At 73.9% G+C, this 24,244-nt stretch carries 25 protein-coding genes; 13 read left to right on the top strand and 12 right to left on the bottom strand.

Going from position 1 to position 24,244, the window contains the following annotated elements:
• Nucleotides 1–60: 60 nt before the first annotated feature.
• Nucleotides 61–1,251: a PP2C family protein-serine/threonine phosphatase gene (locus BZL64_RS29320; protein WP_425276084.1), complete on the bottom strand. Its 1,191-nt coding sequence runs from the start codon at nt 1,249–1,251 to the stop codon at nt 61–63.
• A gap of 152 nt (nt 1,252–1,403) precedes the next feature.
• On the opposite strand from BZL64_RS29320, the gene BZL64_RS29315 reads away from it, so the two are divergent.
• The 4 genes from BZL64_RS29315 to BZL64_RS29300 all read left to right on the top strand — a co-directional run bounded on the left by BZL64_RS29315 (nt 1,404) and on the right by BZL64_RS29300 (nt 4,214).
• Entirely contained in the window at nt 1,404–1,889 is a 486-nt protein-coding gene (locus BZL64_RS29315; RefSeq protein WP_244205535.1) for a MarR family winged helix-turn-helix transcriptional regulator, read from the top strand.
• Between the two features lie 196 nt (nt 1,890–2,085).
• Nucleotides 2,086–3,078 (top strand): YihY/virulence factor BrkB family protein, encoded by a 993-nt coding sequence (locus tag BZL64_RS29310; protein ID WP_086772178.1) that lies wholly within the window; start codon nt 2,086–2,088, stop codon nt 3,076–3,078.
• 61 nt (nt 3,079–3,139) lie between these two features.
• Nucleotides 3,140–3,691: a phosphatase PAP2 family protein gene (locus BZL64_RS29305; protein ID WP_086772177.1), complete on the top strand. Its 552-nt coding sequence runs from the start codon at nt 3,140–3,142 to the stop codon at nt 3,689–3,691.
• Between the two features lie 184 nt (nt 3,692–3,875).
• A complete protein-coding gene (locus BZL64_RS29300; RefSeq protein ID WP_391015908.1) occupies nt 3,876–4,214 on the top strand; it encodes an SCO0607 family lipoprotein in 339 nt (112 codons plus the stop codon).
• A gap of 7 nt (nt 4,215–4,221) precedes the next feature.
• Here BZL64_RS29300 and BZL64_RS29295 read toward each other — a convergent pair whose 3' ends face one another.
• Nucleotides 4,222–5,178: a helix-turn-helix transcriptional regulator gene (locus BZL64_RS29295; RefSeq protein ID WP_086772176.1), complete on the bottom strand. Its 957-nt coding sequence runs from the start codon at nt 5,176–5,178 to the stop codon at nt 4,222–4,224.
• A 318-nt stretch (nt 5,179–5,496) separates the two neighbouring features.
• Here BZL64_RS29295 and BZL64_RS29290 point away from each other — a divergent pair, with 318 nt between their 5' ends.
• From BZL64_RS29290 to BZL64_RS29265, 6 genes are all read left to right on the top strand, one after another.
• Nucleotides 5,497–5,793 (top strand): ANTAR domain-containing protein, encoded by a 297-nt coding sequence (locus BZL64_RS29290; RefSeq protein ID WP_086772175.1) that lies wholly within the window; start codon nt 5,497–5,499, stop codon nt 5,791–5,793.
• A gap of 122 nt (nt 5,794–5,915) precedes the next feature.
• Nucleotides 5,916–8,756, top strand: a complete 2,841-nt coding sequence (locus BZL64_RS29285; RefSeq protein ID WP_425276083.1) for an AfsR/SARP family transcriptional regulator — start codon at nt 5,916–5,918, stop codon at nt 8,754–8,756.
• Nucleotides 8,746–10,695: an AfsR/SARP family transcriptional regulator gene (locus BZL64_RS29280; protein WP_086772173.1), complete on the top strand. Its 1,950-nt coding sequence runs from the start codon at nt 8,746–8,748 to the stop codon at nt 10,693–10,695. The genes BZL64_RS29285 and BZL64_RS29280 overlap by 11 nt, the downstream gene beginning before the upstream one ends.
• 136 nt (nt 10,696–10,831) lie before the next feature.
• Complete coding sequence (locus BZL64_RS29275; protein ID WP_086772172.1) at nt 10,832–11,704, top strand: helix-turn-helix domain-containing protein; 873 nt, start codon at nt 10,832–10,834, stop codon at nt 11,702–11,704.
• A gap of 121 nt (nt 11,705–11,825) precedes the next feature.
• The gene (locus BZL64_RS29270) at nt 11,826–12,797 is read left to right on the top strand and encodes an alpha/beta hydrolase (protein WP_086772171.1); all 972 of its coding nucleotides are present in this window, start codon (nt 11,826–11,828) and stop codon (nt 12,795–12,797) included.
• Nucleotides 12,798–12,815: 18 nt separating this feature from the next.
• A complete protein-coding gene (locus tag BZL64_RS29265; protein ID WP_086772170.1) occupies nt 12,816–13,532 on the top strand; it encodes an alpha/beta fold hydrolase in 717 nt (238 codons plus the stop codon).
• 4 nt (nt 13,533–13,536) lie between these two features.
• Here BZL64_RS29265 and BZL64_RS29260 read toward each other — a convergent pair whose 3' ends face one another.
• From BZL64_RS29260 to BZL64_RS29235, 6 genes are all read right to left on the bottom strand, one after another.
• Nucleotides 13,537–14,589 carry a TIGR01777 family oxidoreductase gene (locus BZL64_RS29260; protein WP_086772169.1) on the bottom strand — a complete coding sequence of 351 codons (1,053 nt, stop codon included), beginning with the start codon at nt 14,587–14,589 and terminating at the stop codon, nt 13,537–13,539.
• Nucleotides 14,590–14,688: 99 nt separating this feature from the next.
• Nucleotides 14,689–16,692: a flavin monoamine oxidase family protein gene (locus tag BZL64_RS29255; RefSeq protein ID WP_086772168.1), complete on the bottom strand. Its 2,004-nt coding sequence runs from the start codon at nt 16,690–16,692 to the stop codon at nt 14,689–14,691.
• Nucleotides 16,693–16,902: 210 nt separating this feature from the next.
• Nucleotides 16,903–17,628: a metallophosphoesterase family protein gene (locus BZL64_RS29250; protein WP_086772167.1), complete on the bottom strand. Its 726-nt coding sequence runs from the start codon at nt 17,626–17,628 to the stop codon at nt 16,903–16,905.
• Nucleotides 17,625–17,987, bottom strand: coding sequence for a hypothetical protein (locus tag BZL64_RS29245; protein WP_425276082.1), 363 nt, complete (start codon nt 17,985–17,987; stop codon nt 17,625–17,627). The genes BZL64_RS29250 and BZL64_RS29245 overlap by 4 nt, the downstream gene beginning before the upstream one ends.
• A complete protein-coding gene (locus BZL64_RS29240) occupies nt 17,987–18,676 on the bottom strand; it encodes a nucleotidyltransferase family protein (protein WP_086772166.1) in 690 nt (229 codons plus the stop codon). The genes BZL64_RS29245 and BZL64_RS29240 overlap by 1 nt, the downstream gene beginning before the upstream one ends.
• A 131-nt stretch (nt 18,677–18,807) precedes the next feature.
• Complete coding sequence (locus BZL64_RS29235) at nt 18,808–19,155, bottom strand: hypothetical protein (RefSeq protein ID WP_244205534.1); 348 nt, start codon at nt 19,153–19,155, stop codon at nt 18,808–18,810.
• A 76-nt stretch (nt 19,156–19,231) separates the two neighbouring features.
• Here BZL64_RS29235 and BZL64_RS29230 point away from each other — a divergent pair, with 76 nt between their 5' ends.
• Nucleotides 19,232–19,990, top strand: coding sequence for an IclR family transcriptional regulator (locus BZL64_RS29230; protein ID WP_086772165.1), 759 nt, complete (start codon nt 19,232–19,234; stop codon nt 19,988–19,990).
• Nucleotides 19,991–20,151: 161 nt separating this feature from the next.
• Nucleotides 20,152–21,300, top strand: coding sequence for a PP2C family protein-serine/threonine phosphatase (locus BZL64_RS29225; RefSeq protein WP_244205532.1), 1,149 nt, complete (start codon nt 20,152–20,154; stop codon nt 21,298–21,300).
• Nucleotides 21,301–21,354: 54 nt separating this feature from the next.
• Here the strand turns inward: BZL64_RS29225 and BZL64_RS29220 are convergent, their stop codons facing one another.
• The 3 genes from BZL64_RS29220 to BZL64_RS29210 form a co-directional block, all read right to left on the bottom strand.
• Nucleotides 21,355–21,612, bottom strand: a complete 258-nt coding sequence (locus tag BZL64_RS29220) for a hypothetical protein (RefSeq protein WP_086772164.1) — start codon at nt 21,610–21,612, stop codon at nt 21,355–21,357.
• Between the two features lie 227 nt (nt 21,613–21,839).
• Complete coding sequence (locus BZL64_RS29215) at nt 21,840–22,583, bottom strand: CbtA family protein (protein WP_086772163.1); 744 nt, start codon at nt 22,581–22,583, stop codon at nt 21,840–21,842.
• Between the two features lie 16 nt (nt 22,584–22,599).
• Nucleotides 22,600–22,818 carry a CbtB domain-containing protein gene (locus BZL64_RS29210; RefSeq protein ID WP_086772162.1) on the bottom strand — a complete coding sequence of 73 codons (219 nt, stop codon included), beginning with the start codon at nt 22,816–22,818 and terminating at the stop codon, nt 22,600–22,602.
• Nucleotides 22,819–23,069: 251 nt separating this feature from the next.
• Between BZL64_RS29210 and BZL64_RS29205 the strand changes: the two genes are divergently transcribed.
• Nucleotides 23,070–23,666 carry a histidine phosphatase family protein gene (locus BZL64_RS29205; RefSeq protein WP_086772161.1) on the top strand — a complete coding sequence of 199 codons (597 nt, stop codon included), beginning with the start codon at nt 23,070–23,072 and terminating at the stop codon, nt 23,664–23,666.
• Nucleotides 23,667–23,790: 124 nt separating this feature from the next.
• Here BZL64_RS29205 and BZL64_RS29200 read toward each other — a convergent pair.
• Nucleotides 23,791–24,244: DUF4396 domain-containing protein (locus BZL64_RS29200; RefSeq protein ID WP_107430366.1), on the bottom strand; the 454-nt coding region annotated here is incomplete at its 5' end.

Genomic DNA, 24,244 nt, shown 5'->3' with positions numbered 1-24,244 from the left:
CGTCGAGGGCTGACGCCACCGACGTCACCGTGGCTGCGCAGTCCCGCACCGGGGTGGCGGTCAGCGGCCGTGCCAGTCCAGGCACACCACCAGCGCGTCGTCCTGCGGCACCCGCCCGCCGCGGTGGCCCGTCAGTTCGCGCAGCACGGCCCGCGGGACCTCCGCCGCCGGCAGCAGCCGGGTCGAGGAGATCGCCCGCGCCAGGGCGACGTCCCCGTACGCCTCTCCGGCGGGCGAGGCGACCGCGTGGACGCCGTCGCTGACGAAGACCAGCCGGTCACCCGGCTCCACCCGGAACGGCTGCGCCGCGTAGTCGGTCTCCTCGAACATGCCCAGCGGCAACTGGGCCTCGAAGCCGACCCGTTCGACGGTGCCCGCCCGCAGCCGCAGCAGCCGCGGCGAGCCCGCGTCCACCACCTGGGCCCGCCCCGTGGCGAGTTCGACGTCCAGCATCAGCACCGACAGATAGCTGCGCCCGCCGTAGTGGGCGTGCACCGCCTGGTCGGCCAGCGCCGCCTGGTCGGCGATCGGGAGGCCGGCCCGCCGGGCGTTGCGCAGCGCGTTGACCGCCAGGTTCGTCAGCAGGGCCGCCTCCGTGCCCTCGCCCATGCCGTTGCTGACGTACAGGGTGAGGCGGTCGGCCGTGGCGGACCAGTCGAAGTTGTCGCCGTGGACGGCGTAGGCGGGCTCCAGCTGGGCGCCGAGCGCGTAACCGGGGCCGGTGCCGGAGCGGGCCGGGAGGAGCTGCCACTGCATCTCGGCGGCCAGGGTGAGCCGGTCCCTGCGCCGGGCCCGCAGATACAGGTCCGTGGCGCGCTCGGCCACCACCACCTCGTGCCCGAGCACCTGCGCGATCTCCGACAGTTCGCCCAGCACCCCGGACACCTCCGCGTCCGTGTCCGCATCCCGCTCCTCGTCCTCGGGAAGCGTCACGGACAGCACGCCGAGCCGGTCGCCGCGCACCGTGACCGGCAGATGCGCCCGCACCCGCCCGCCGCCGGCCGGCTCGATGTACGGCTCCTGCGCGCCGAACGCCCGGCCGGCCGCGCTGTCGTACACCGACAGCGGCTCCCGGCCGCCGGAGACCGGTTGCAGCACGGTGAGGCCGTAGTCGGCCATGAGCAGCTCGACGGCGACCGCCGCGTACCGCTCGACCAGGACCCGGCGGACGGCGTCGACCAGCTCGTTCGGTGCCGCCGTCCGCAGGGCGCGTTCGGCGGCGGTGAATCTGTGCGTGACGGGAGATACCACGACGGGAGTAACACCGATCCTTCGCTCCATGGCCGGACTGCCGGCCGGGGTGTCCCGCGAGCGCCCGTGCGGCGCCGCGGCTTCGAAAGGTTTTCCGGGGAGGCCGGGGGAGCCGCTAGTACGCTGGCGGTCGTCCCAGTGCCTGCGAGAGTGTGACCGTGACTGCCTTCCGCCATCGCCCGGACCCCGACGAGGTCGCACGGGTGACCGCGACGGCCGCGGAACTGCTGGAAGTGCTGTGGGGAAGGGCCTCGACGGCTCCCGCGTCCGCCTCCCAGCTGCGCGTGCTGTTCGTCCTGGAGCACCAGGAGGGCATCAACCTGCGCACCCTCGCCGACTCCCTGGCCTCCACCCCGCCGTCGACGAGCCGGCTGTGCGACCGGCTCCAGGCGGCCGGGTTCGTGGAACGGGTGGTGAGCCCCGCCGACCGGCGTGAGCTGCGGCTGCGCCTCAGCGGCCGGGGCAGGGCCTTCCTCGCCGACCTCCGGACGCGCCGGGAGGCGGAGCTGCGGGCGGTGCTGGCCGGGATGCCCGCAGGGAAACGGGTCGCGCTGCTGGAGGGGCTCGACGCGTTCTGCGACGCGGCGGCGGCCCGAGCCCACGACGGGATCCCGGATTCCGGCAGCCGTACGGCCTGACCGGCGGAGGGCGTCAGCCGACGCACCGCCACCTCCCGGAACGGGGAGCCGGCGCGCGAGGCCGTGGCCCACCCGAGCACTGCGCACGAAACACACACGCAGGCACTGTTACCCCGAGCCGCCGCGAACCTGTCCCGGCTGTGGCCCAGGTCTCCGAAAAGCGCATGGAACGGCCCGCCGGGGTTACTCCGTCGCTATGGCACGGACATCGAGAACCCGACCGGACGAGCAGGTGGAGCGCCGGGAACCGGACGAACCGAGCCGGCTGCCCAAGCGTTCCTGGATGGCGGTGCTGAAGGGCACGGTCAAGGAGTTCAAGGACGACGAACTCACCGACCGCGCCGCCGCACTGACCTACTACGGGGTGCTGGCGCTGTTCCCCGCCCTGCTGGTCCTGGTGTCACTGCTCGGCATCGCCGGCAAGTCGGCGACCGACGAGGTCCTGAAAAACATCCAGAAATTCACCCCGGGGGCGGCCCGGGACATCCTCACCGACGCGGTCACCCAGTTGCAGGGCCGCAGCGGGATCGGCTCGGTCATGGCGCTCGTCGGCATCGTGCTGGCCGTGTGGTCGGCCTCCGGCTATGTCGCCGCCTTCATCCGCAGCGCGAACGCCGTGTACGACGTACCGGAGGGCCGGCCCGTGTGGAAGGTGCTGCCGGTCCGCGTCGGCGTGACGGTGCTGCTGCTGGTGCTGGCCGTGCTCAGCGCCCTGATCGTGGTGTTCACCGGCGACCTCGCCCGCCGGGCCGGCACGGCGCTCGGCATCGGCGACACCGCCCTGACGGTGTGGTCGATCGCCAAGTGGCCGGTCCTGGTCGTGCTGGTCACCATCATGATCGCGCTGCTGTACTGGGCGACCCCGAACGTGAAGGGCCGCGGCTTCCGGTGGATCACGCCGGGCAGCGTGCTGGCCCTGCTGATCTGGCTGATCGCCTCGGCCGGCTTCGCCTTCTACGTGGCCAACTTCGCCTCGTACAACAAGACCTACGGCACGCTCGCCGGCGTCATCGTGTTCCTGGTGTGGCTGTGGATCAGCAACATCGCCATCCTGCTCGGCCTGGAGTTCGACGCGGAGCTGGCCCGTCAGCGGGCCGTCGCGGGCGGACTGCCGCCGGACGAGGAGCCGTACGTGCCGCCTCGGGACACCCGCGCCTGGAGCGAGGAGGACCAACGTCGTATGGCATGAGAGACGCCCGGCGATCTCCCCGTCGGGGACCCGGCCGGGCCGGGACGGGCGGTCGTGGGCCATGAGGATTTGGGCGGATCTCAGCAACGGCGACCGGCGGCTCACCCGGCGGGTGGCGTCATGGCGGTCGCCCGGCGCGCGGCGGGTGCTGCCGGCGGTGGAGGAGGCGGCGCAGCACACCAGACTCTGGTGGGGCGCCGCCTTCGTGATGGCCACCGCCGGCGGGTGGCGGGGACGCCGGGCCGCCGCGGCGGGCGTGGTGAGCATGGCCGTGGCGGAGGCGGTGGCCAACGGCGTGGTCAAGCAACTCTGGGAGCGGCGCCGGCCCCCGCGGGAGTGGATCTCGCAGGAGGAGGTCCGTGACCGGCCCGACTCGTCCTCCTTCCCGTCCGGGCACACGGCGGCAGCCGTCGGCTTCACCGCCGCCGTCGCCGGGGTCTGGCCGCGGGCCGGCGCGCTCTGCGCGGTCCCGGCACTGATCGTGGCCGGCGAACGGGCCCACACCGGCGCCCACTATCCCTCCGACGTCGCCGCCGGCGCGCTGATCGGACTGTCCGCCGCCGCACTGACCCGTCGCGCGCCCCGCCTGGCCGCCCGCGAGGCACTGACCTGAAGGCCTCGCGAAGTCGGGTACTCGCGCCCGTACACCTGAGTAGTCGTACTCATGAGCGATCCGCTCGGGCTCGCGCAGGCTGGTCGTATCAGCCGTCGAGCAGTCGACCCGCGATCGATCCGCCGAGGAACCGATCCGTCGAGAGCCTTCGACGAGCCGCCCCGAAGCCGAGCAGGAGTCAGCCGTGCAGACGACCCACCGAGTGCAGCACCCGTCCGCCGTCCGCCGTCGGACCGTGCGATCCGCCTGGGCCTTCGTGCTGGCCGGGGTGACCGCGGCGGTCATGACCGGCTGCGGCTTCCAGATCGAGGAGGCGCTCTGCGGCGGCGGCGAGTACCCGGTGCTGGCCGTGGGCAGCACGGGAGGCGACTGCGTCCCGAACGGCGAGCAGCCCCCCGCGGGCTACGCCCGCTACCCCGAGGGGAAGGCCGCCGAGCTCGTCGGCGACAAGTGGGACACCTACTGGAGCACCCACACCCTCGACGAGCACGGGAACATCGTCGACGCCCCGGACGCCGGCTGAGCCCCCGTCAGCCGGCCAGCGTGCGGTGCGGCGGGTGGCCGTACGCGGACCGGTACAGGCCGGCGAATCGGCCGGCGTGGAAGAACCCCCAGCGGGCCGCGACATCGGTGACCGTGGTGCCGTCGAGCGGGTCCGCGGCCCGCAGGTCGTCGTGGGCGTGGGCGAGCCGGACCCGGCGCAGGTGCGCCAGCGGTGTGGTGTCGAGGTGCCGGCGGAACGCGTATTGGAGGGCCCGCACGGTGACATGTGCCGCCGCGGCGATGTCGGCGACCGTGACCGGTTCGCCGGCGTGGTCGTCGATGTAGGCGAGCGCGCGGCGCAGCGTCGCCGGGCGGGCGTCGTTGCGGTCGGTGGCGGTGGGATCGGTGCTCGCCGTGTTGGGGAACGCGGCGAGCACGCCCGCCGCCAGGTGCTGGGCGGCGGTGGAGGCGACGAGTGGCTGGTCGGCGAGGCCGGGCGCGGTCAGAACATGGTCGCGGACGTAGCCGACGGTCTGGCCCAGTTGCCGGGCCGCGGCGGGGGAGTGCGGCCGGTGACCGGTCAGCCGCACCGGCCCCGGCCGGTGGCCCGGTGCGCCGGCGGCCACCTGGGCGAGCAGGTCGGTGTCCAGCATGGCGATGGTGTAGCGGGCGTTGCGGATCCGTCCCGAGTACGGCAGCTCCGGCGGGGCCAGGGACACCACGTCGCCCGGCCCGAAGGTGTCCTTCACCCCGTCGAAGGCGTGGTCCTGGATGGTGCCCTCGTGGACGAGGCACAGACAGATCCTGCCGAGCGGGGAGACGGAGTAGCTCATCTCGAAGCCGAGGTCGAGTTCGTCGACGCTCACCGAGGGCATCGCGGCACGGCGGATGCGCGCCCGGCCCGCCCTCGGGTCGCTGCTCCCGATGCGCATGCTGGCGTAGGCCCGGCTGAGGAAGTCCTCGGTCAGGCCGAGGTCGTCACTGTCGAAGAGCAGCGTCTCCATGAATCCTTCGTCCGATGGCTCGGGCGGCCTCGCGTTCGCGGGCCGGGGCGGGCGCCGGACCGACGTTCGCCCGTTCCGCACACTTTCCCCGCATCCTGGTCGGCATTCGTTTCGCGGACCGGCCCCGCCGATGTTGTTCGTCCGGTGTGCGGCCGAGCCGGTCCTTTCTGCGCAGGCTGGACAGGACGGTTGTGTGCAGTCTGGACGGGGAGGGCTCTGTGCAGGCTGGACGGGGGCGGCACGGTGAGGTCGGCGGGGCCCGCGGTCTCGCCGGCCCTCGGCGAGGGGAAAGCGAGGAGAAGGAAGGTGGAGCGGGGCATGGCTGCGCAGGAGGACGTCGAGGTGCGTGTCACCGCCCTGCGGGAGGAGGTCGCCCAGCTGCGGCAGGCCGTCGTCTCCCACGCCGTGGTCGACCAGGCGATCGGGGTGGTCGTCGCCGTGGGCCGGGTCCGCCCGGAGCAGGGCTGGGAGATCCTGCTGGAGATCTCCCAGCGCACCAACACCAAGCTCCGCGAGGTCGCCGAGTACGTGGTGCAGGGCGCCCACTGCCGCTGGCTCCCCGACGAGATCCACCAGGCGCTGACGGCCGCCCTTGCCCGTGCGAGGTCGGCATGATCCAAACGACAGGCCCTAACTCTCGGTAACTCACGGTGTGACGTAGGGTCGACCTCTGGGGAGTGACACCGGAGGGGGAGGACGTGTCGCCGGAGTCCGTGCGGTTCGCGGTCCTGGGGCCCGTGAGAGTGCGTCGCGGGGACACCGAGCTGGAGCAGGGCGCACCGCAGGAGCGGACCTTCCTGGCGTTGCTGCTGGTCAGGGCGGGCCAGCCGGTCAGCATGGACGAGATCGTCGACACCCTGTGGGGAACCGACCCGCCCCCCAGCGCGGTCAACGTGGTCCGCCGCCACGTGGGTTCACTGCGGCGGCTGCTGGAACCCGGCCTGCCCGCCCGCGCGGAGGGCCGCCTGCTGCTGCGCGACGCCGGCGGCTACCGGCTCCTGACCGAGGGCGACTCGCTCGACCTGATCCGGTTCCGCGCCCTGCGGGAGGCCGGGCGGCGGACCGCGCCGGAGTCGCCCGCGCACGCCCTCGGCCTGCTCGGGGAAGCGCTCTCCCTGTGGCGGGGACCGGTCGCGGCCGGCCTGCCCGCGCACGCCCGCACCCGCCCGGCGTTCGCCGCCGTGGACCGCGAACGCCTCGCCGCCGTGCGGGAAGCGGCCGACGCCGCCCTGCGCGCCGGACGCCCCGGCACCGTCCTGCCCGAACTGCGCCGGGCCGCCGCCGAACACCCCCTGGACGAACCCGTGCAGGCGAGCCTGATCCTCGCCCTCGCGGCGACGGGCCACCGCTCGCAGGCCCTCGGTGTGTACGACGCCGTACGGACCCGGCTCGCCGGGGAACTGGGGATCGATCCCGGCGCGGAACTGCGCGGGGCCCGGGAGACGGTGCTGCGGGGCGGGCCGGGAGCGGCCGGGGGAGCGGCCACGGCGGCCGGCCTCCCTCCCGTCCCGGTCGTCGAGGACGTTCCCGCCGGGTTCGCCTCCTTGCCGGTTCCCGCCCAGCTCCCGCACGACCTACCGGCGTTCACCGGGCGCGGCGGTGAGATCGACGAGATGCTCGCCCTGTCGTGCGGCGCGGCCCGCACGCCGAACACCGTGGTGATCAGCGCCATCGGCGGCATGGCCGGCGTCGGCAAGACCGCCCTTGCCGTGCACTGGGCGCACCGCGTCGCCGACCGCTTCCCCGACGGCCAGCTCTACGTCAACCTGCGCGGCTACGACCCCTGCGGCGCCGTCATGGAGGCGGGCGAGGCCGTCCGCGGCTTCCTGGACGCCCTCGGCGTACCCCCCGACCGGATACCGCACGGCGTGGACGCCCAGGCCGCCCTCTACCGCGGTGTGCTGGCCGGGCGGCGGATCCTCGTCGTCCTGGACAACGCCCGCGACAGCGACCATGTACGGCCGCTGCTGCCCGGCGCGCCCGGCTGCCTCACCATCGTCACCAGCCGCGACGCCCTGTCCGGGCTGGTCGCCGCGCACGGCGCCCACGCGCTGACGCTGCGTCCCTTCGACACCGCGCAGGCGCGCGACCTCCTCGTCCGACGCCTGGGCGCCGCACGCGTCGACGCCGAACCGCGCGCCGCCGACGAGATCGCCGGCCTGTGCGCCGGACTCCCCCTCGCACTCGCCTGCGTCGCCGCCCGCGCCGCCGCCCACCCCCACTTCCCGCTCGCCGCCGTCGCCGCCGAGCTGCGCGAGGCCCACGGCAGCCTCGACGCGTTCGCCCGCTCGGACGCCTCCGTGGACGTCGGCACCGTCTTCTCCTGGTCCTCCCGTCAGATCTCCGACGAGGCCGCCCGCCTGTTCCGGCTGCTCGCCCTGCACCCCGGCCCCGACTTCACCCTGCCGGCCGCCGCCGCCCTCACCGGACTGCCCCTGCGCCGGACCCGGCCGCTGCTGGCCGAACTCACCGGCCTGCACCTCGTCACCGAACACAGCCCCGGCCGGTACGCCTTCCACGACCTGCTCCGCGCCCACGCCGGCGAACTCCTGGAGGAACGGCACACCGAGGCCGAACGGCAGGACGCCCGGCACCGGCTGTACCACCACTACCTGCACACCGCCCACGCCGCCGACCTGCTCCTCGCCCCCCACGCCGACCCGCCGATCCCACCACCCGCACCAGAGGGCGTACGCCCCGAACCGCTCGCCGACGACGACCGGGCCCTGGCCTGGCTCACCGCCGAACACGCGGTGCTCCTCGCCGTCGTCGACACCGCCGCCGACACCGGGCAGGAACGTCTCGCCTGCCAACTGGCCTGGTCCCTGGAACCCTTCTTCGACCGCCGCGGCCACTGGCACGACGCGCTCACCGTCCAGCGCACCGCCCTCGACGCCGCCCGACGGCTCGCCGAACCCGCCCTGGAAGCCCGCGGACTGCGCGGACTCGGCCGCATCGAGGGCCGGCTCGGCCTCCACCACCTTTCCCTGCCCCGGCTCGAAAGGGCCCTGGAGCTGTTCGGCCGCCTGGGCGACGACACCGGGCGCGCCCACACCCACCGCAGCCTCGGCTGGGAGAGCGAACAGCGCGGCGACCTGCCCGGCGCCCTGCGCCACAACCAGCTCGCCCTGGCCCTGTTCCGCGCCCTCGGCGACCGGGCCGCGCAGGCCGGGGTCCTGAACTCGGTCGGCTGGTACCACGCCCTGCTCGGCGACCACCGGCAGGCCCTGACCCACTGCTTCGAGGCCCTGACCATGCTCCAGGACCTCGGCGACCGGTACGGCCAGGCCGCCACCTGGGACAGCATCGGCTACGCCCACCAGCACCTCGGCCGCCACCCGCACGCCCTCCTCGCCTACCGCAACGCCCTCACCCTCCTGCGCGCCCTCGGCGCCCCCTACACGGAGGCCGACATCCTCGTCCGGGTCGGCGACACCCACCACGCCATGGGTGACGAGGACAGCGCCCGCGCCGCCTGGACCGACGCCCTCCGCCTCCTCAGGGCCCTGGACCACCCCGACGCCGGGCGGGTCGGCGCCCGCCTGAGCGGAGCCGACGGGCAGGCCGATGTCTGCTGACCCCGCACACCGCGGGGCACGGGGCGCAGCGCTGCGGTTCGAGCTGCTGGGACCGGTCCGGGCGTGGCGCGACGGAACCGAACTCGACCTCGGATTCCCCCAGCAACGCGCCCTGCTCGCCCTGCTCCTGGCCTACGAGGGCCGCCCGGTGCCCGCGGGAGAACTGCTCGGCCTGCTGTGGCCGGGACACCCGCCCGCCAGCGCGCCGAACGTCGTGCGCCGGTACCTCGGCGCGCTCCGACGCCTGCTGGAACCGGACCTGCCGCCCCGCGCCCCCGGCCGACGGCTGCTGCGCCACCCCGGCGGCCACCTGCTGGAGGTGACCCCGGACGAGGTCGACCTGCTGCGCTTTCGCGAACTGACCCGGCAGGGCATCCGGGCGGCCGTCACCGGGCGGGCCGAGACAGCGGCACTGCGCTTCACCGACGCGCTGGGGGAGTGGCGCGGCCCGGTCGCGATGGGCATCGCGGCCGCCGCGCGCGAGCACGTCCGGTTCACGGCCGTCGGCCGCGAACTCCTGGAGACGGCCCGCCTGGCGGCAGACGCCGCCCTGCTCTGCGGCCGGACCGCGCAGATCCTGCCGGCGCTGCGCCGGGCCACCGCCCTCGACCCGCTCGACGAACCGCTGCACGCCCGGCTGATCCTCTCCCTCGCCGCCTGCGGCCTCCAGGCGGAGGCCCTCACGGCGTACGAGGACGTCCGCCGCCGGCTGGCCGCGGAACTCGGCATCACGCCGGGCACCGAACTGGCCGCGGCGCACACACGCGTGCTGCGCCAGGACGTGGGCCGGCTGACCTCAGGGCCACGGGTGGACGTCGGCCGGAAGACTCCGGTCGTACGGGTCTCCCGGCCGGGTACGGCCGTGGATTCCCGGGGTGAGGGCGGTGCGCCGGGTGCCGCCCCCGCCGTACCGGACGGGACGCCGTCCACGGGGCACACCAGGCTGCCCCCGGACATCCACGGCTTCACCGGCCGAAAGGCCGAGCTGGAGTGGCTGACGGCGGCCCGGGACGCGGTCACGGGGACCGCGGGAGCCCCGGCGGCCGTATGGATCGGGGGCATGGCGGGCGTCGGGAAGACCGCCCTCGCCGTGCACTGGGCGCACCGGGCCGCCGGGCATTTCCCGGACGGGCACCTCTACGCCGCGCTGCGCGGCAGCGACCCGGCGCGGCCTCCCGCCGAGCCCGAGGAGGGGCTGCGCGCGATGCTGACCGCCCTCGGTGTGCCCGCGACCCGGATGCCGGCCGGGGCGGCGGCCCTGACCGGTCTCTACCGCACCCTGCTGGCCGGCCGGCGCGTCCTCGTGGTCCTCGACGACGCGGCCGGCACGGAACAACTGCGCCCGCTGCTGCCCGCCGCACCGGGCTGTCTCGCCCTGGTCACCAGCCGGCACGCCCTGCCCGGTCTGATCGCCTCGGGCGCCCGCCCGCTGCGTCTGGAGCCGCCCCCGGCCGACGACGCGCGCGCGATGCTGGCCCGGCTGATCGGCGCCGACCGTGCCGCGGCCGAACCCGGGGCCGCCGACGAGATCCTCCTCCGGAGCGGCCGGCTGCCCCTCGCGCTGGCCGTCGCCGCCGAACGGGCCGCCGGCCACCGCGAGATTCCCCTCACGGACACGGCCGCGTACCTGCGCGAGAAGGAAGGCACGCTCGACGCCTTCACCGGCGGCGCGACGGCCGACGTCCGTGTCGCCTTCCTGGGTTCCTACCGGCTGCTGTCCCCGGAGGCCGCCCGGCTGTTCCGGCTCCTGCCCCGGCACGGAGGGCCCGGCCTCACCCCGGCATCGGCGGCGGCGCTCGCCGGGCTGCCGGTCCGCGGGGCCCGCCGGCTCCTCGGCGAACTCGCCGAAAGCCACCTGATCACCGAGCACACGCCGGGCCACTACACCCTGCACCGCCTGCTGGGCGCCTTCGCCGCCGAACGCGCCCGGCACACCTGACGCGCCCGCCGCACCTGACGCGCACGGCCGCCGTCACCGCGCCTGTCACTGCGTTGTCACTCTTTTTGCACACCTCCCGGCCTACCGTCCGGACGACGAGATCAACAGTCGCCCGCTCAGGAGGCAACGGCGGAAGATGTCCACCACCAGCACGATCGACGCACCCATCTGCCGGACGCCCCTGGGCGTCGAGATCATGACCGCCGAGACCGGCCCCGGCCGGTTGCCGGGCGAGCGGACACCGCAACCACGGCACCGGCCGCACGCACGGGAGGCCGGCGAGTACCTCTTCGTGGGACTGCGGGGCGCCACCCGCCTCCCGGACACCGACCCGGTGAGCGTGCGCCTCGCCCCCGGCGACATCTGCTTCTACGACGCCCACCGGCCCCCCGCGCTCGACTTCCCCGAACGGTTCCGCGCCACCGTCTTCCTGGTGCCCGCCGACCTGCTGGGCATCACCCCCGCCGACGCGGGCCGGATCACCCGCACCCCGGTCGCCCGGACCTCCCGGCTCGGCGCGCTGCTCTCACCCCTGCTGTCCGACCTGGCCCGCACCGCGGCCGAGGCCCGGCCGCCGGTCGGCGACATGCTCGCCGGGAACGCCGTGAACCTCCTGGCCACGCTCGCCGCCGAACGGCTCGGCAGCCACGCCACGGGCCCGCACGAGGGCCAGGCACCACCGGTCCTGGCCCGCATCCGGCAGTACGTCGAACTCCACCTGCCCGAACCGGACCTCTCCCCGGAGACACTCGCCCGCGCCCACCACATCTCCGTGCGCTACCTGCACAAGCTGTTCCAGCAGGAGGGCACCACCGTCGGCCGCTGGATCCTGCGCCGCCGCCTGGAGGAGTGCCGCCGCGACCTGCTGCGCCACGGCCGGCGGAGCCGCACCATCGCCGCCGTGGCGGGCCGCTGGGGATTCACCAGCGCCACCCACTTCAGCCGCGTCTTCCGCACCGCCTACGGCATGTCCCCCCGCGAGTGGCGGGACAGCGCAGGCCGGGTCTGACGGCCACGGCCCGCCCGGTGCGCTCTCAGCACACTGCCGGTGCACGCGTGGACGATGTCGGGCCGGGCGGCGCGCCTAGCGTGAACGGGCAGCACGACACCGCCAACAGCAGGAGATTCTCATGTCCGACATCGTCGAGCCGGCCGCACCGGTCCTGGAGCCCGCCGCCCAGGCGTTCGTGGAGGCGACCGCGAACCCGCCGTATCTCTTCGACCTGGCGCCGGCCGAGGGACGCAAGGCCGTCGACGAGGTGCAGTCCGGCGAGATCGACAAGCCCGCCGTGGACGAGGAGTGGATCACCGTCTCCGGCGGTCCCACCGGCAGTGTCCGTGCCCGCATCGTCAAGCCCGCCGGCAGCCGGGGCACCCTGCCCGTCATCCTCTACATCCACGGCGCCGGCTGGGTCTTCGGCAACGCCCACACCCACGACCGTCTCGTGCGCGAACTCGCCGTCGGGGCCGGTGCGGCCGTCGTCTTCCCCGAGTACGACCTCTCGCCCGAGGCCCGCTACCCCGTCGCCATCGAGCAGAACTACGCCGTCGCGCGCTGGATCGTCGAGCAGGGCGCCGGCAAGGGCCTGGACGCCACCCGCATCGCCGTCGCCGGCGACTCCGTCGGCGGCAACATGACCGCCGCCCTCACCCTGATGGCCAAGGAACGCGGCGATGTGCCGCTCGTCCAGCAGGTGCTGTTCTACCCGGTGACCGACGCGAGCTTCGAGACCGGCTCCTACCACCGGTTCGCCACCGGCTACTTCCTGCGCCGCGACGGCATGCAGTGGTTCTGGGACCAGTACACGACCGACGAGGCCGACCGCGCCCAGATCACCGCCTCCCCGCTGCGGGCGACCACCGAGCAGCTCACCGGGCTGCCCCCGGCCCTGATCATCACCGGCGAGGCCGACGTCCTGCGCGACGAGGGCGAGGCCTACGCCAACAAGCTCCGCCAGGCCGGCGTCCCCGTCACGGCCGTCCGCTACCAGGGCATCATCCACGACTTCGTCATGCTCAACGCCCTGCGCGAGACGCACGCCGCCGAAGCCGCCATCAGCCAGGCCGTCGGCACCCTGCGCGCCGCCCTGCACACCGCCTGATCCGAGGAGAGACCCGACATGAGCACCACTCCCACCGTCCTTCTCGTGCACGGCGCGTTCGCGGACGCGGCGAGCTGGTCCGGCGTCATCGCCGAACTCCAGCGCGACGGCATCCCCGTGATCGCCCCGCCCAACCCCCTGCGCGGCCTCGCCTCCGACGCGGCGTACGTCGCCTCGGCCGCCGCCCAGATCGACGGCCCCGTCATCCTGGTCGGCCACTCCTACGGCGGCGCCCTCATCACCGTGGCGGGCGTCACGGAGAACGTCGTCGGTCTCGTGTACGTCGCCGCCTACGTCCTGGAGGAGGGCGAGAGCCTCGGCGAACTCCAGGGCCGCTTCCCGCTCTCCCCGCTGGTCAGCAACCTCAAGCAGTGGACGTACCCGGTGCCGGGCGGCGAGCCCGCCACCGAGGTCACCATCGCCGAGGACGCCTTCCCCTCGGTGTTCGCCGCCGACGTGCCGGCCGAGGTCACCAGGATCCTCGCCGCCGCCCAGCGCCCGCTGGCCGCCGCCGCGTTCGAGGAGACCGCCTCCGCGGCCGCCTGGAGGACCAAGCCGGCCTGGGCGCTGATCGCCGGCGCGGACAACGCCATCAACCCCGAGGTAGAGCGCTTCGGCGCCAAGCGTGCCGACGCGACGATCGTGGAGATCGAGGGCGCCTCGCACGCCGTCGCGGTGTCCCGGCCGAAGGAGGTCGCGGACCTGATCCGCACGGCGGTCCGCGCCACGGGCTGACCACTCAGGAGCAGCCACGCACTGACCACTCAGGAGCAGCCACGGGCTGACACCTCAGAACAGCCGCGCGGACGNNCGTCCGCGCGGCCCCCGGGCTTTTCCCCGAGGGGATCTCGGCCCCGCCCCGCCTGCGCCGCACCAGGTCCGTCGCCGCTTCCTGCCATGCGGGCCGGTCGAAGGCGAAGCCCGCTTCGAGCAGGCGGCCGGGGACGACACGGCGGCTCTTGAGCAGGAGTTCCGTGTCCGAGCGGAGGGCGAAGGCGCCCAGCGCCGCCATCGGCCTCGTCGCCGGGAGACCCACCGGGACACCCCACGCTTCCCGCAGCGCGCGCATGAACGCCCGGTGCGGCAGCGGTGCCGGGGCCGCGAGGTTCACGGGTCCGGCGAGGTCCTCCCGGTCGATCAGGAAGCCGACCGCGCGCACGAAGTCACGGTCGTGGATCCAGGACACGTACTGCGCGCCGCCGGCGACCGGACCACCGAGACCGAGGCGGGTCAGCTTCGACAGCACGTCGAAGACCCCGCCCCGGTCGGGGCTCATCACCATGGCCGCCCGCAGGGCGACCTTGCGGGTGTGAGGGGTGTCGGCCGCCTCTTGCGCCCGCTCCCAGTTCCTGGCGATGTCGACGCTGTAGGACCAGTGGTCCGGGACGTCGGGCTCGGTGCCCCCGAGGATCCCGGTGGCCTCGTCGTGGGGTGCGTCGAAGCGGTGCGCGTAGATCGTGGCGGTGCTCATCTGGAGCCAGAGCCGGGGAGGCCGGGCAGCCCCGGCGATCGCCTCGCCGACGACCCGCGCCGAGTCCACCCGGGAGTCCATCATCTCCCGCATGTTGGCCGGGGTGTAGCGGCAGCTGACGCTCCGCCCGGCCAGGTTGATCACCACGTCACTGCCGTCGACGGCGTCGGTCCAGGGCCCGCGGGTCCTGCCGTCCCAGGCCAGGTCACCCGGCCGCCGCGGGTGCCTGCTCAGCACCACGACCTCGTGTCCGGCCGCGGTGAGGGCCCGGCGCAGTACCGTCCCCACCTGCCCGGTCCCGCCGGGTACGACGATCTTCATGGTGGGCTCCCCCTGCTCGTGTCCCTCGCGGGTTCCTTGGGCGTAGGGGAGCCTACCCGATATTTGAACGCGTTCAGAAATATCTCGGAGAGACCGTCCTCACCTCCCGTGCACCTCCAGCGCCGCCCGTACCGCGGACTCCAGCGCCCCCTCGATCCAGGACGGCTTGACCGAGGTGTGATCACCCGCGAAGTGCAGCGGACCCTCCGGTGAGCGGATCGCGGTCAGCAGCTCCGTGTGCTGGCCGGGGAGCAGGACGGACGCCTCCCCGTAGGCGTACGGATCCCGCAGCCAGCTCTGGGTGCGGCCGGCGCCCGTGTAGAAGACCTCGATCCGGCGGCCGTAGACCTGCTGGAGGCCCCGCAGGGCGTGCGGGTAGCGGGCGTCGTCGTCGAGGGAGTCCCAGCGGGAGGCGTCGTCGGCCCAACTGTAGGAGGCGAGGACGACACCACCCCGGCTGCCCTCGACCGGGTGGGACGGGTTGATCATGAAGCGGTTGGAGTTGTCGGAGACGGAACCCCCGCCGACGATGTGCGCCGCCTCCGGCTGGTCCCGGCCCACCCACCGGTTGGCGGCGTGGTGCACCCGCTGCCCCGCAGTGATGTGCCCCGGCGGCACGGACGGATGCGCCCCGAGCAGACTCCCGTCGGCCGGCGCCGTCCCCGCCCGGTACTCCTCGTACAGCCCAGCCCGAACGGCGTCCAGCTCCCGCTTCCAGTCGGCCTCCGTGAACTCCCACCAGCGCCGGGCGAACTCCAGCAGCACCTTGGTCGCGCTGTCGTAGTGCAGCTCGGCGACGGCCCGCCGCTTCTTGTACGACATCAGCGGGCTGACCTGCACCTGGCGCAGCCCCGAGAACGGCACGGTGACGATCGCCGCGTCACCGGTGAACTGCTCGCGGACCACCGTGCCGTCGCGGCCCTCGGACACGGTGTCGATCCACACGTGCGGGCCGTCCGCCCGGACGTGCGGGGTGCCGTCCGTGCCGGCCCGGTCCGGCGACCAGTACTCGATGCGGGTGGCGCGCCGGTCGAGGCGCAGCACGTCCGACACCTCCCGCAGCAGCGCGTCCGGCAGCTTCGCCGTACCGCCGACCAGCTCCCAGAACGCGGTGTCCGGGCTGATCAGCGAGGCGCTGATGAAGCTGTGGATGAAGGAGAGCGGCAGCCGTGAGGTGAGGTTCTCCAGGGTGCCGATCAGGTCGATGGTGCGCTCGTCGAGGCCCGCCTCCTCGGTCAGGAAGCGGTACATCGACCAGTCGCCGAACCGCTGCACGACCCGCGCCCAGCCCCGCACCCGCTCCGGCATCGGCTTGTCGACGCGCTTGCCGTCGGGACCGACCGTGCTGAACTCGTCGCGGACCGGGTCGAGGGCCGCGCGCAGGATCGCCGAGGACGGCGTGTCCCAGTACTTGCGTGGCACTCCGAACGACCGGTTGATCCGGCGCGGCGACTTCGCGTACCCGGAGCGGCGCACCCGGACGCCGTTCACGTGCAGCCAGGCGTTGTTGACGGGCTTGCCCTGGCCGTCGACGTCCACCAGGTGGAACGGGCGCCGCTCCACGTCGAGCTGGGCGAGCAGGCTCATCACCAGCGGATGACTGCCGGGGATCCGCATGGCGCCCGCCTCCGCGTACTGGCGGGCGTCGGCGAACGCCTGGGGCGCCTTCTCATGACCGCCGGTACGGAAGGTCTTCACGCGGCCGCCGACGCGGTTGCCGTTGGCCTCCACGAGCGTGACCTGGTGCCCGGCCCGCTTCAGCAGCCAGGCGGCCACCAGTCCGGCGGGTCCCGCGCCGACGACGAGCACCTTCTTCGCGGTCTTGGTCCCCGCGCGGGGCAGGCCGCCGCCGAGGATCTTCTGGTAGCCGGGGACGAGCGGCCTGTCCTGTTCGTCGACCACCAGCAGAGCCCGTGCGACGGCCAGGCAGGTGGCCCAGTCGGCGGTGGACTTCGGCCGGGCCTGCGGTAAGGCCGCCGGTGCGGCGGTCGCGCCGGGCGCCGCGGCGAGGAGGGCCGCGCCGGCCGTACCCGCGGTGGCGGTCGCGGTGAACTGCCTGCGGGACAGGGAGCGGGGTTCGTCGGAGCCGTGGAGTTTGTCCATGTGCCCTGGATACGGGCGAGCGGGGGGCCGGTGCGGCGATCCGCAGTGATCACCACCTGAACGTGGCAGCGCCACGGCGCGAGTTCGCACCGGCCCCTGCCTCGGGACGGACGGCGCGCAACGGGATGCTCCCGGCGCATCCGAAAGAAGGCCGTCACGGGTTTGGGCCGGGTGAGCCCCAAGGACCCTGACCTGCGGGTGAGCCCCGGGTCAGGCCGCGTGCAACCGGTACACGTTGAAGGCCCGCCGGATCACCGGCTGAGCCACGTTGCGCACCCGGACCCCGCCGGCCGTCATCCCGTGCTCGGTGCCCATGTGGGCGTGCCCGTGGACGGACAGGTCGGCTCCCGCCGTGTCGATCGCCTCGGCCAGCAGATAGCTGCCGAGGAACGGATAGATCTCCAGCGGCTCACCGGCGAGGGTGTCGGCGACGGGGGAGAAGTGGGTGAGCGCGATCCGCAGGTCGCAGCCGTCCCGGCCGAGATCCTCCAACGCGCCGTGCAGCGCGTCCGCGCTGCGACGGGTGTAGCGGACGAACTCCTTCATCAGCGGTTCCCCGAACTCCCCGGCGCTGCGGCCGACGAACCCGCCGCAGAAGCCCTTGGTGCCCGCGACGCCGACGCGCGTCCCCGCGCACTCCACGACGGTCCCCTCGCCCTCCAGGACCGTGACGCCGGCCTCCTGGAGGATGCCGGTGACCTTCTCGGGCTGCTCGTCGTGATGGTCGTGGTTGCCGAGGACCGCGACCACCGGTACCGGCAGCCCGAGCACCTCCCGGCCCACCACCCGCGCCTCCTCCGGCGTGCCGTGCCGGGTCAGGTCACCCGCGAGCAGCAGCAGGTCGGCGCACTCGTCGAGGGTGTCGAAGGCGGGCCGCAGCAGGCCCTGGCTGTCGGAGCCCATGTGGATGTCCCCGACGGCGGCGACACGGATCATGGCAGGTCCTCCGCGTGGTCGGGGGAGGCGGTCTCCGCCACCTGGACGTCGGTGTGCACGGCGAGCCCGGCCAGCTCCTCATGGACGGTCCGCAGCAGCGTCTCGCGGCACTCGGCGGACGGCACCGTGCCGGTCACCACGACCGACCCGGCCCGCACCTCGGCGCGCACGCCCAACTCGGCCAGCTCCTCGGCCGCGAGCCGGTCGTGCAGATGCGCGACGCGGTACTCGATGTTCCCGGCGTCCCCGGCGTCCCCGGCGTCCCCGGCGTCCCCGGCGTCCCCGGCGTCCCCGGCATGCCCGGCATGCCCCGCGGGCCGGTCGGCGCCGCCGTTCGCGGGCTGCGCGAAAGGACTCATCACCGGTCCTCCTTCGGCCTCGGCGCGATGACGTCCAGCCGTTCCAGGAAGTAGAAGAACGCGTCCGGCATCGGCTCGTCGCCGCAGGCGCGGCGCACCCGGTCCCAGTCGACCTTCTCGCGCAGCGTGCGGGCGATCGGCAGGACCGCCCCGAAGTCGCAGTGATGCTCGGAGAACGCGGCGATCAGGCTGTGCACCAGATCGGTCGGCGACAGGACCGGCATGAAGACCGAGTCGACGGAGAGCCTCTCCGCCCGCTCCAGCAGTTCCGCCGTGACCGGCTGATGGGCCAGTTCGAAGATGAGGTCGACCTGCTGGCCGAGGCAGGCCGCCTTCAGCAGCCAGTCCTCCGGCGGCTCGTACACCACGAGCCCCGCCTCCCGCAGGGTCTCGGCGACGGACTCAGCGTCCTCGGGACGGATGGCGAAGTCGACGTCGTGCTGCAGGTTCTGGGTGCCGCCGTGGGCGTAGACGGCGACGCTGCCCGCCAGTGCGAACAGGTGCCCCCTGCGCTTCAGGATCGAACCGACCTGTTTGGTGGCCTGGAGGATCGCCTGGTTGCGGTCCAGCGGCAGATCCTCCGCGGGCACGTCGTCCGGCGGTCCGAGATCCGGGTCCCCCGTCGCCAGCCGCAGTTCCGCGACGCCCGCGGCCTGCTCGAGAGCGTCGTCGTCCGCGTGCTGCGTCATGTTGCTGCCCCCTTTCCTGGACGTCCGTCGCCCGGCACGCCCGGCGGGCCGGTCCGAAGGATCCTGACGGCGAGATCTCCGAGTACCCGGCCGGATGTCACCGACACCGGGCGTGCCCGAAGGGGCCGGCCTCAGATCCTGTGTCCCCGCGCCGCCAGCCAGCGGTGCACGGCGTCCTTGTCGGCCGGGGTGATGCGGACCGCCCCGTGGACGCGCGGCCCCTCGTCCTCGTTGAAGCCGGTGTCGGTGACCCTGGCGGTGACCCAGGTGGCGAGATCCTGGGCGGCGCGGCCCGACAGGGAACCCCGCTCCCACCCGGTGCGTGCCTCGTGGGCCGCGGCCGGATCGTGCCGCTCGGTCTCCGCGAGCCAGGCCGGGACCAGCCGCTCCACGGTGTGGCGCTCCGGGGACGCGGAGGCCCGTCCCGCGCCCGTGCCGTACGGATCGCGCTCAGCGTTGGTGGCGTCGGTGTCGTTCATGGGGACCGGGTGCCCCTGAACGGGCACGAATCCCGCCTGCCTTGCCCGTTCCGGGCGCCTGACGCAGGCTGTACGCATGGGTACGCAGGGCGGCCCGACGCTGATCACGTCCGTCCAGCGGGCCTTCCGCCTGCTGGAGGCGGTCGGCGCGCACGAGAACGGTGCCCCCGCGAAGCAGCTCGCGCGCGAGACGGGCCTGCCCCTGGCCACCGCCTACCACCTGCTGCGGACGCTCGTCCACGACGGATACGTGCGCAAGCTGGCGGACGGCGGCTTCGTCATGGGCGACAAGATCCAGACACTGCGCTCGACGGGCCGCGGCCAGGCGCTGCTCAGCCGGGTCCGTCCCACGCTCGCCGCGCTGCGGGACGAACTGGCGACCGCCGCCTACCTCACCTTCTACGAGGAGGGCGAGATCCGGGTCGCCGAGATCGTCGACGGCCCCCGGACACCGCGCGTAGACCTCTGGGTGGGATTCGAGGACGCCGGCCACGCCACCGCGCTCGGCAAGTCCGTCCTGCGCGAGCTGGACGACGAGGCACGCCGGGACTACCTCTCCCGCCACCACCTCTCCGACCTCACCCCGCGGACGATCACCAGTTCGCCCGAGCTGCTGCGGCGCCTGGACTCCGCGCCGATGGCGCCGGCCATCACCGACATGGAGGAGTACGCCCTCGGCACGGTCTGCGTCGCCGTGCCGGTCTACAGCGGTGACACGCTCGGCTCGCTCGGGGTGTCCCTGCCGGTGGACCGGCTGCCCCGGCTGCGGGAGATCCGGGAGCGGCTCATCCCGACCGCGAACCGCGTGACCAGAGGCCTGTCGCTCACTATCTGAAAAGCCGCTCCTTGTGGCACGCCGATCGAACCCGTATTCCTGGATGAAACAGGCGTTTCAGGGGCGATCCCCCGTGCACAGATGAGGACTGCGGACACACCATGAGTGAGGCCCGAGACCGTCGTGACGGCCGCCGGACCGTGCGGCGCTTCAGGAACCGGATGGATTTTCCCTGGGCGTCCGCGGTCAGGCGGGCCGCCGCGCGGTCGGCCGCCGGGACGGCCGTGCTGCCGGTCCTGCTCGTGACCGTCGTCGTGCTGGCCGTGGACCTCGCAGGCGGGGCCGGGGCCGTCTGGCTGCCGCTCCTCGCGGCCGGACCGGCGCTGGCCGCCACGACCAACGGTCCGCGCGGTGTCCTGTGCGTCGGACTGCTCGCCGCGGCGCTGGGCGTCGTCCACGGCATGCGGCACGGCGTCGCGGGCCGTGAGCTGGCCGCCGTGCTGTCCGTCCTGGTGGCCGTCACGCTGGCGAGCGGCCTGGCCAGCGTGCTGCGCGGACGCCGGGAACGGGTCCTCGCGGCCGTGCGTTCCGTCGCGGAGACCGCCCAGCACGCGCTACTGGTGCCGGTGCCGCCGACGGTCGGCCCCTTCCAGGTGGCCGTCCGCTACAGCGCCGCCGCGGCCGAGGCCCGCATCGGCGGCGATCTCTACGCCCTGGTGTCCACCCCGTACGGCGTCCGGCTGATCGTCGGCGATGTGCGCGGCAAGGGGCTGCCCGCCGTGGGCACCGCCGCGCTGGTGCTCGGCGTCTTCCGGGAGGCCGCCCACGACGAACCCGACCTGCTGGCCGTCGTCGACCGGATCGAACGCAGTCTGGCGCGCAACCTCGGCCACGACGACTTCGTCACCGCGGTGGTCGCCGGATACCCGCGCCCCGGACACCTGGAGGTGGTGAACTGCGGGCACGCGCCCCCGCTGCTCGTCGGCGCGACCGGAGACGTCGTCCCGGTGGATCCCCCGCGTCCGGCCCCGCCGCTCGGACTTCGCGCCCTCACGGACCAGACCCCCGACCTCCATGTGCTGCCGTTCACCGACGGCGACCAACTGCTGCTCTACACCGACGGCGTCACCGAGGCCCGCGACCGCGACCGCGAGTTCTACGCCCTCCACGAGGGGCTGGCGCGCACCCTGACAGACGAGCCGGCGAGCACCCTCACCGCCCTCCACGACGACCTGCTGGCCCATGTGGGCGGCCGTCTGCACGACGACGCCGCGCTGCTCCTGATCCGCAAACCGCTCCTGCCCCACCAGCCGCTGCCGGCGCCGGCACCGACCGGCGGGACGGCCCCTGTCGCACACCTGGCGGAATGACACCGGCGGCCCTCCTCCGATGGAGGAAGGCCGCCGGACCGCGGGGCGCGGGGCTCAGGTCAGGGCGTGCGTGAGCCAGCGGTGCAGCGCCGACTGGACGCCCTGCGGGAGTCCGCTGAGCTGCTCGATGGCCTCACGGTCGCCGGGCATCGGCGCGATGCCGGCGGTGGTGAGAGCCGCGTGCAGTTCCAGGCGGCGCACGTCGCGGGGGTCGAGCGTCAGCTCGAAACGCTGGGCGGGGTCCGGCGGCGCGAGCGGGTAGTCCTCACTCGCCCAGGAGGGCCGGCTGTGCGTCGTGGTGATGTGGGCCATGGACGGATTCCTCTCCTGCATGGTGTGCAGAGGCTGCCGGGAGGGACTCCGCCGTCCCCGGCCCCGGTTCCGCCGCGCGTGCCGATCCACCCGGATGCAGCAGCGGGGCCGGTGGACGGGGCGCCCGGCCGTGTCACCGAGGGGCCATCGCCGGACCGGGCGGGAGACATGCGAGGCGGGGGCTGCCGGGCGCGCCCCCGGACAGCCCCCGCCGCGCGGGTCGTCGTTCAGGCCGCCAGCGTGGCGACCCGGCCGCGTACGGCTCTCGGTTCGAGGACGCGTTCGGCCAGGTAGCCGAACAGGAACCCGAAGGCGGACCACAGCACGGCCTGGATACCGATCGAGGCCAGGCGGAACTCCCACAGATCGGCGGCGGGGAAGCCCCGGGGAATGGCGTCCCCCTGCGGCAGGACAGCCATCGCGACCCCGACCACCGCCACGAACGCGGCGCCGGCGGTGATGGAGGCGTTCCAGTTGCCCCAGGCCGGGGCGAGCCTGCGGCCCAGCAGGACGGCGGCCGTGCCCAGCAGCACGCTCAGGGCGATCATCAGCACGAACAGGCTGGTGCGCTTGGCGAGAGTGTCCGGGTCGCCGACGGCCGGCGGGTTCGCCGGGTACTTGAGGATCGGCACCAGGTAGACGAGCAGGAACCCGGCGAGCGCGGTCAGCGCGGCGGTCGCCCGCGCGCCGAACCGGCCGACGCGGCCCAGCGCGAAGCAGAACGCGAGCGCCGCGATGCCGCCGATGGCGACGCCGAAGACGAGCACGCCCGTGGCGAGGCCGGCCGTCGACTGGACGGACCTGCTGACGAGTTCCTCGCCGTGCTCATGGGCGTGGGACTCCTCGAACGCGATGGCCGCGTCCACGGAGCCCTCTCCGACGAAGTAGGCGAAGACGAAGGCGAGCACGCCGGCGCCCAGGCCGGCGAGCATGCCACGCACCAACAGGGTGCGTACGGTGGCGGAGTTCATGGAAGGGCCGCCCCGTCTAGTGGCAGGGGAAGCCGAGGAGGTGGCGGGCGTCGTGCACCCACTCGTGCACGCCCTCACCGGAGACCAGCGACGTGACGCCCTGCTCGGCGCCGACGAAGTACAGCAGGACGAGCATCAGGACGCCGACGAAGACGGCCCAGGGGGCGATCGCCCGCAACGGCAGCGGGGTGAGGATCTGGGTGGTGGGGGTGGGGGCGGCAGTGGACTGCGCCATGGCGAGACCTCCTCGGGAACATCGCGTCCCGCATCGTGTGGAGCACGCGACGACGGCGTTGGGTCTGACTCACCGACACCTCAGGGGAGGTACGGCACACAGTGGCGCGACCGTGCCGGGCTTGCACCGGCTTCCGTGGCGCCGTCGTCCTTGTCGCCCCCGATGGTAGGGGCACCGAGGGCATCGGCCAACATGGCGTACGCCACCTACGAAGAACCGCCCACCGGCCGAAATCCGGCGAAGGGACTGTCATGACCGTCCGGCTCACCCTGCTGTGCGCCGCCGCCCCCGCGGAGCGCGACGTGCGCTTCGGCGACCTCCACCTCGACGAGCGGGCGTTGGGCCGGGCGCGAGCGGTCGCGGCGAGCGTCGCCGGAGCCCTGCCCGAGGGTGCCTCCTGCCGTACGGCGCCGTCGGAGCGCTGCCGGCGGACGGCACAGGCCCTGGGCTTCGACGCCCCCGTCGTCGAACCCTCGCTGCGGGACCTGGACCTGGGCGACTGGCGCGGCCGGACGCTCGACGAGGTCGCGGCCGCCGACGGCGCCGGGCTGCGCGCCTGGATGACGGATCCGGCAGCAGCACCCCACGGCGGTGAGTCCGTGGCGGAGGCCTGCGGCCGGGTCGCCGCCTGGCTGGACACGCTGCCGCCGGACGCGGGACGAGTACTGGCCGTGGTGGAACAGGCGGTGGCGCGGGCCGCGGTGCTGCGTGCGCTGGACGCGCCGTTGTCGTCGTTCTGGCGCGTGGACGTCCCGCCGCTGTCCGCGGTGCGGCTCACCGGCCGCGGCGGACGCTGGAACATGCGAATGGGCGTCCCCGGCACGGAAGTTCTCGGCGAGGAGGGCTGAACCCCTGTATCGGCGGCGCGTCTTGCTTCCCGTGCCAACTGAGGCTGCGCAGGTACCGGAACGTGTGAGGGCGCCCCGAGTCGATCGGGGCGCCCGCACACGGCCGGACCGTTCCGGCTGATCGTCAGTGGTGGGCGTGGACGACGGCGTGGCCCTTGCCGCGGCCGATCATCCACTTGTTGACCGGCGTCGTGACCAGGAACGCGACCACGAAGCCGCCCAGCAGGGCCGACCAGAACAGCGCGTCGGACAGGTGGGCGTCCATCGCGCCGGGGACCAGGGCGATGATGCCGTTGTCGACGATCTCCATCACGGCGATGGACACCGTGTCCGCGGCGAACGCGACCGCGATCGCGCTCTTGAGGTCGAGGCCGGCCCGGACGACCGCGAACAGGGTGAACGAGTAGCCGAAGAGGAACGCCAGCGTGATCGCCAGGATCATGGTGGGCACGTTGCCCCACATCAGGGCCGTGCCGATGACCATGCCGAGGATCTCGCCGATGGCGCAGCCGGTGAGGCAGTGCAGGGTCGCCCTGACCGCCGTACCCCAGGAGGCCCCGCCCCCCGTGTGCGTCCCA

This window comes from Streptomyces bobili, assembly GCF_002154575.1.
GTDB lineage: Bacteria > Actinomycetota > Actinomycetes > Streptomycetales > Streptomycetaceae > Streptomyces > Streptomyces bobili.
This window is presented reverse-complemented; position numbering and strand designations above follow the sequence as displayed.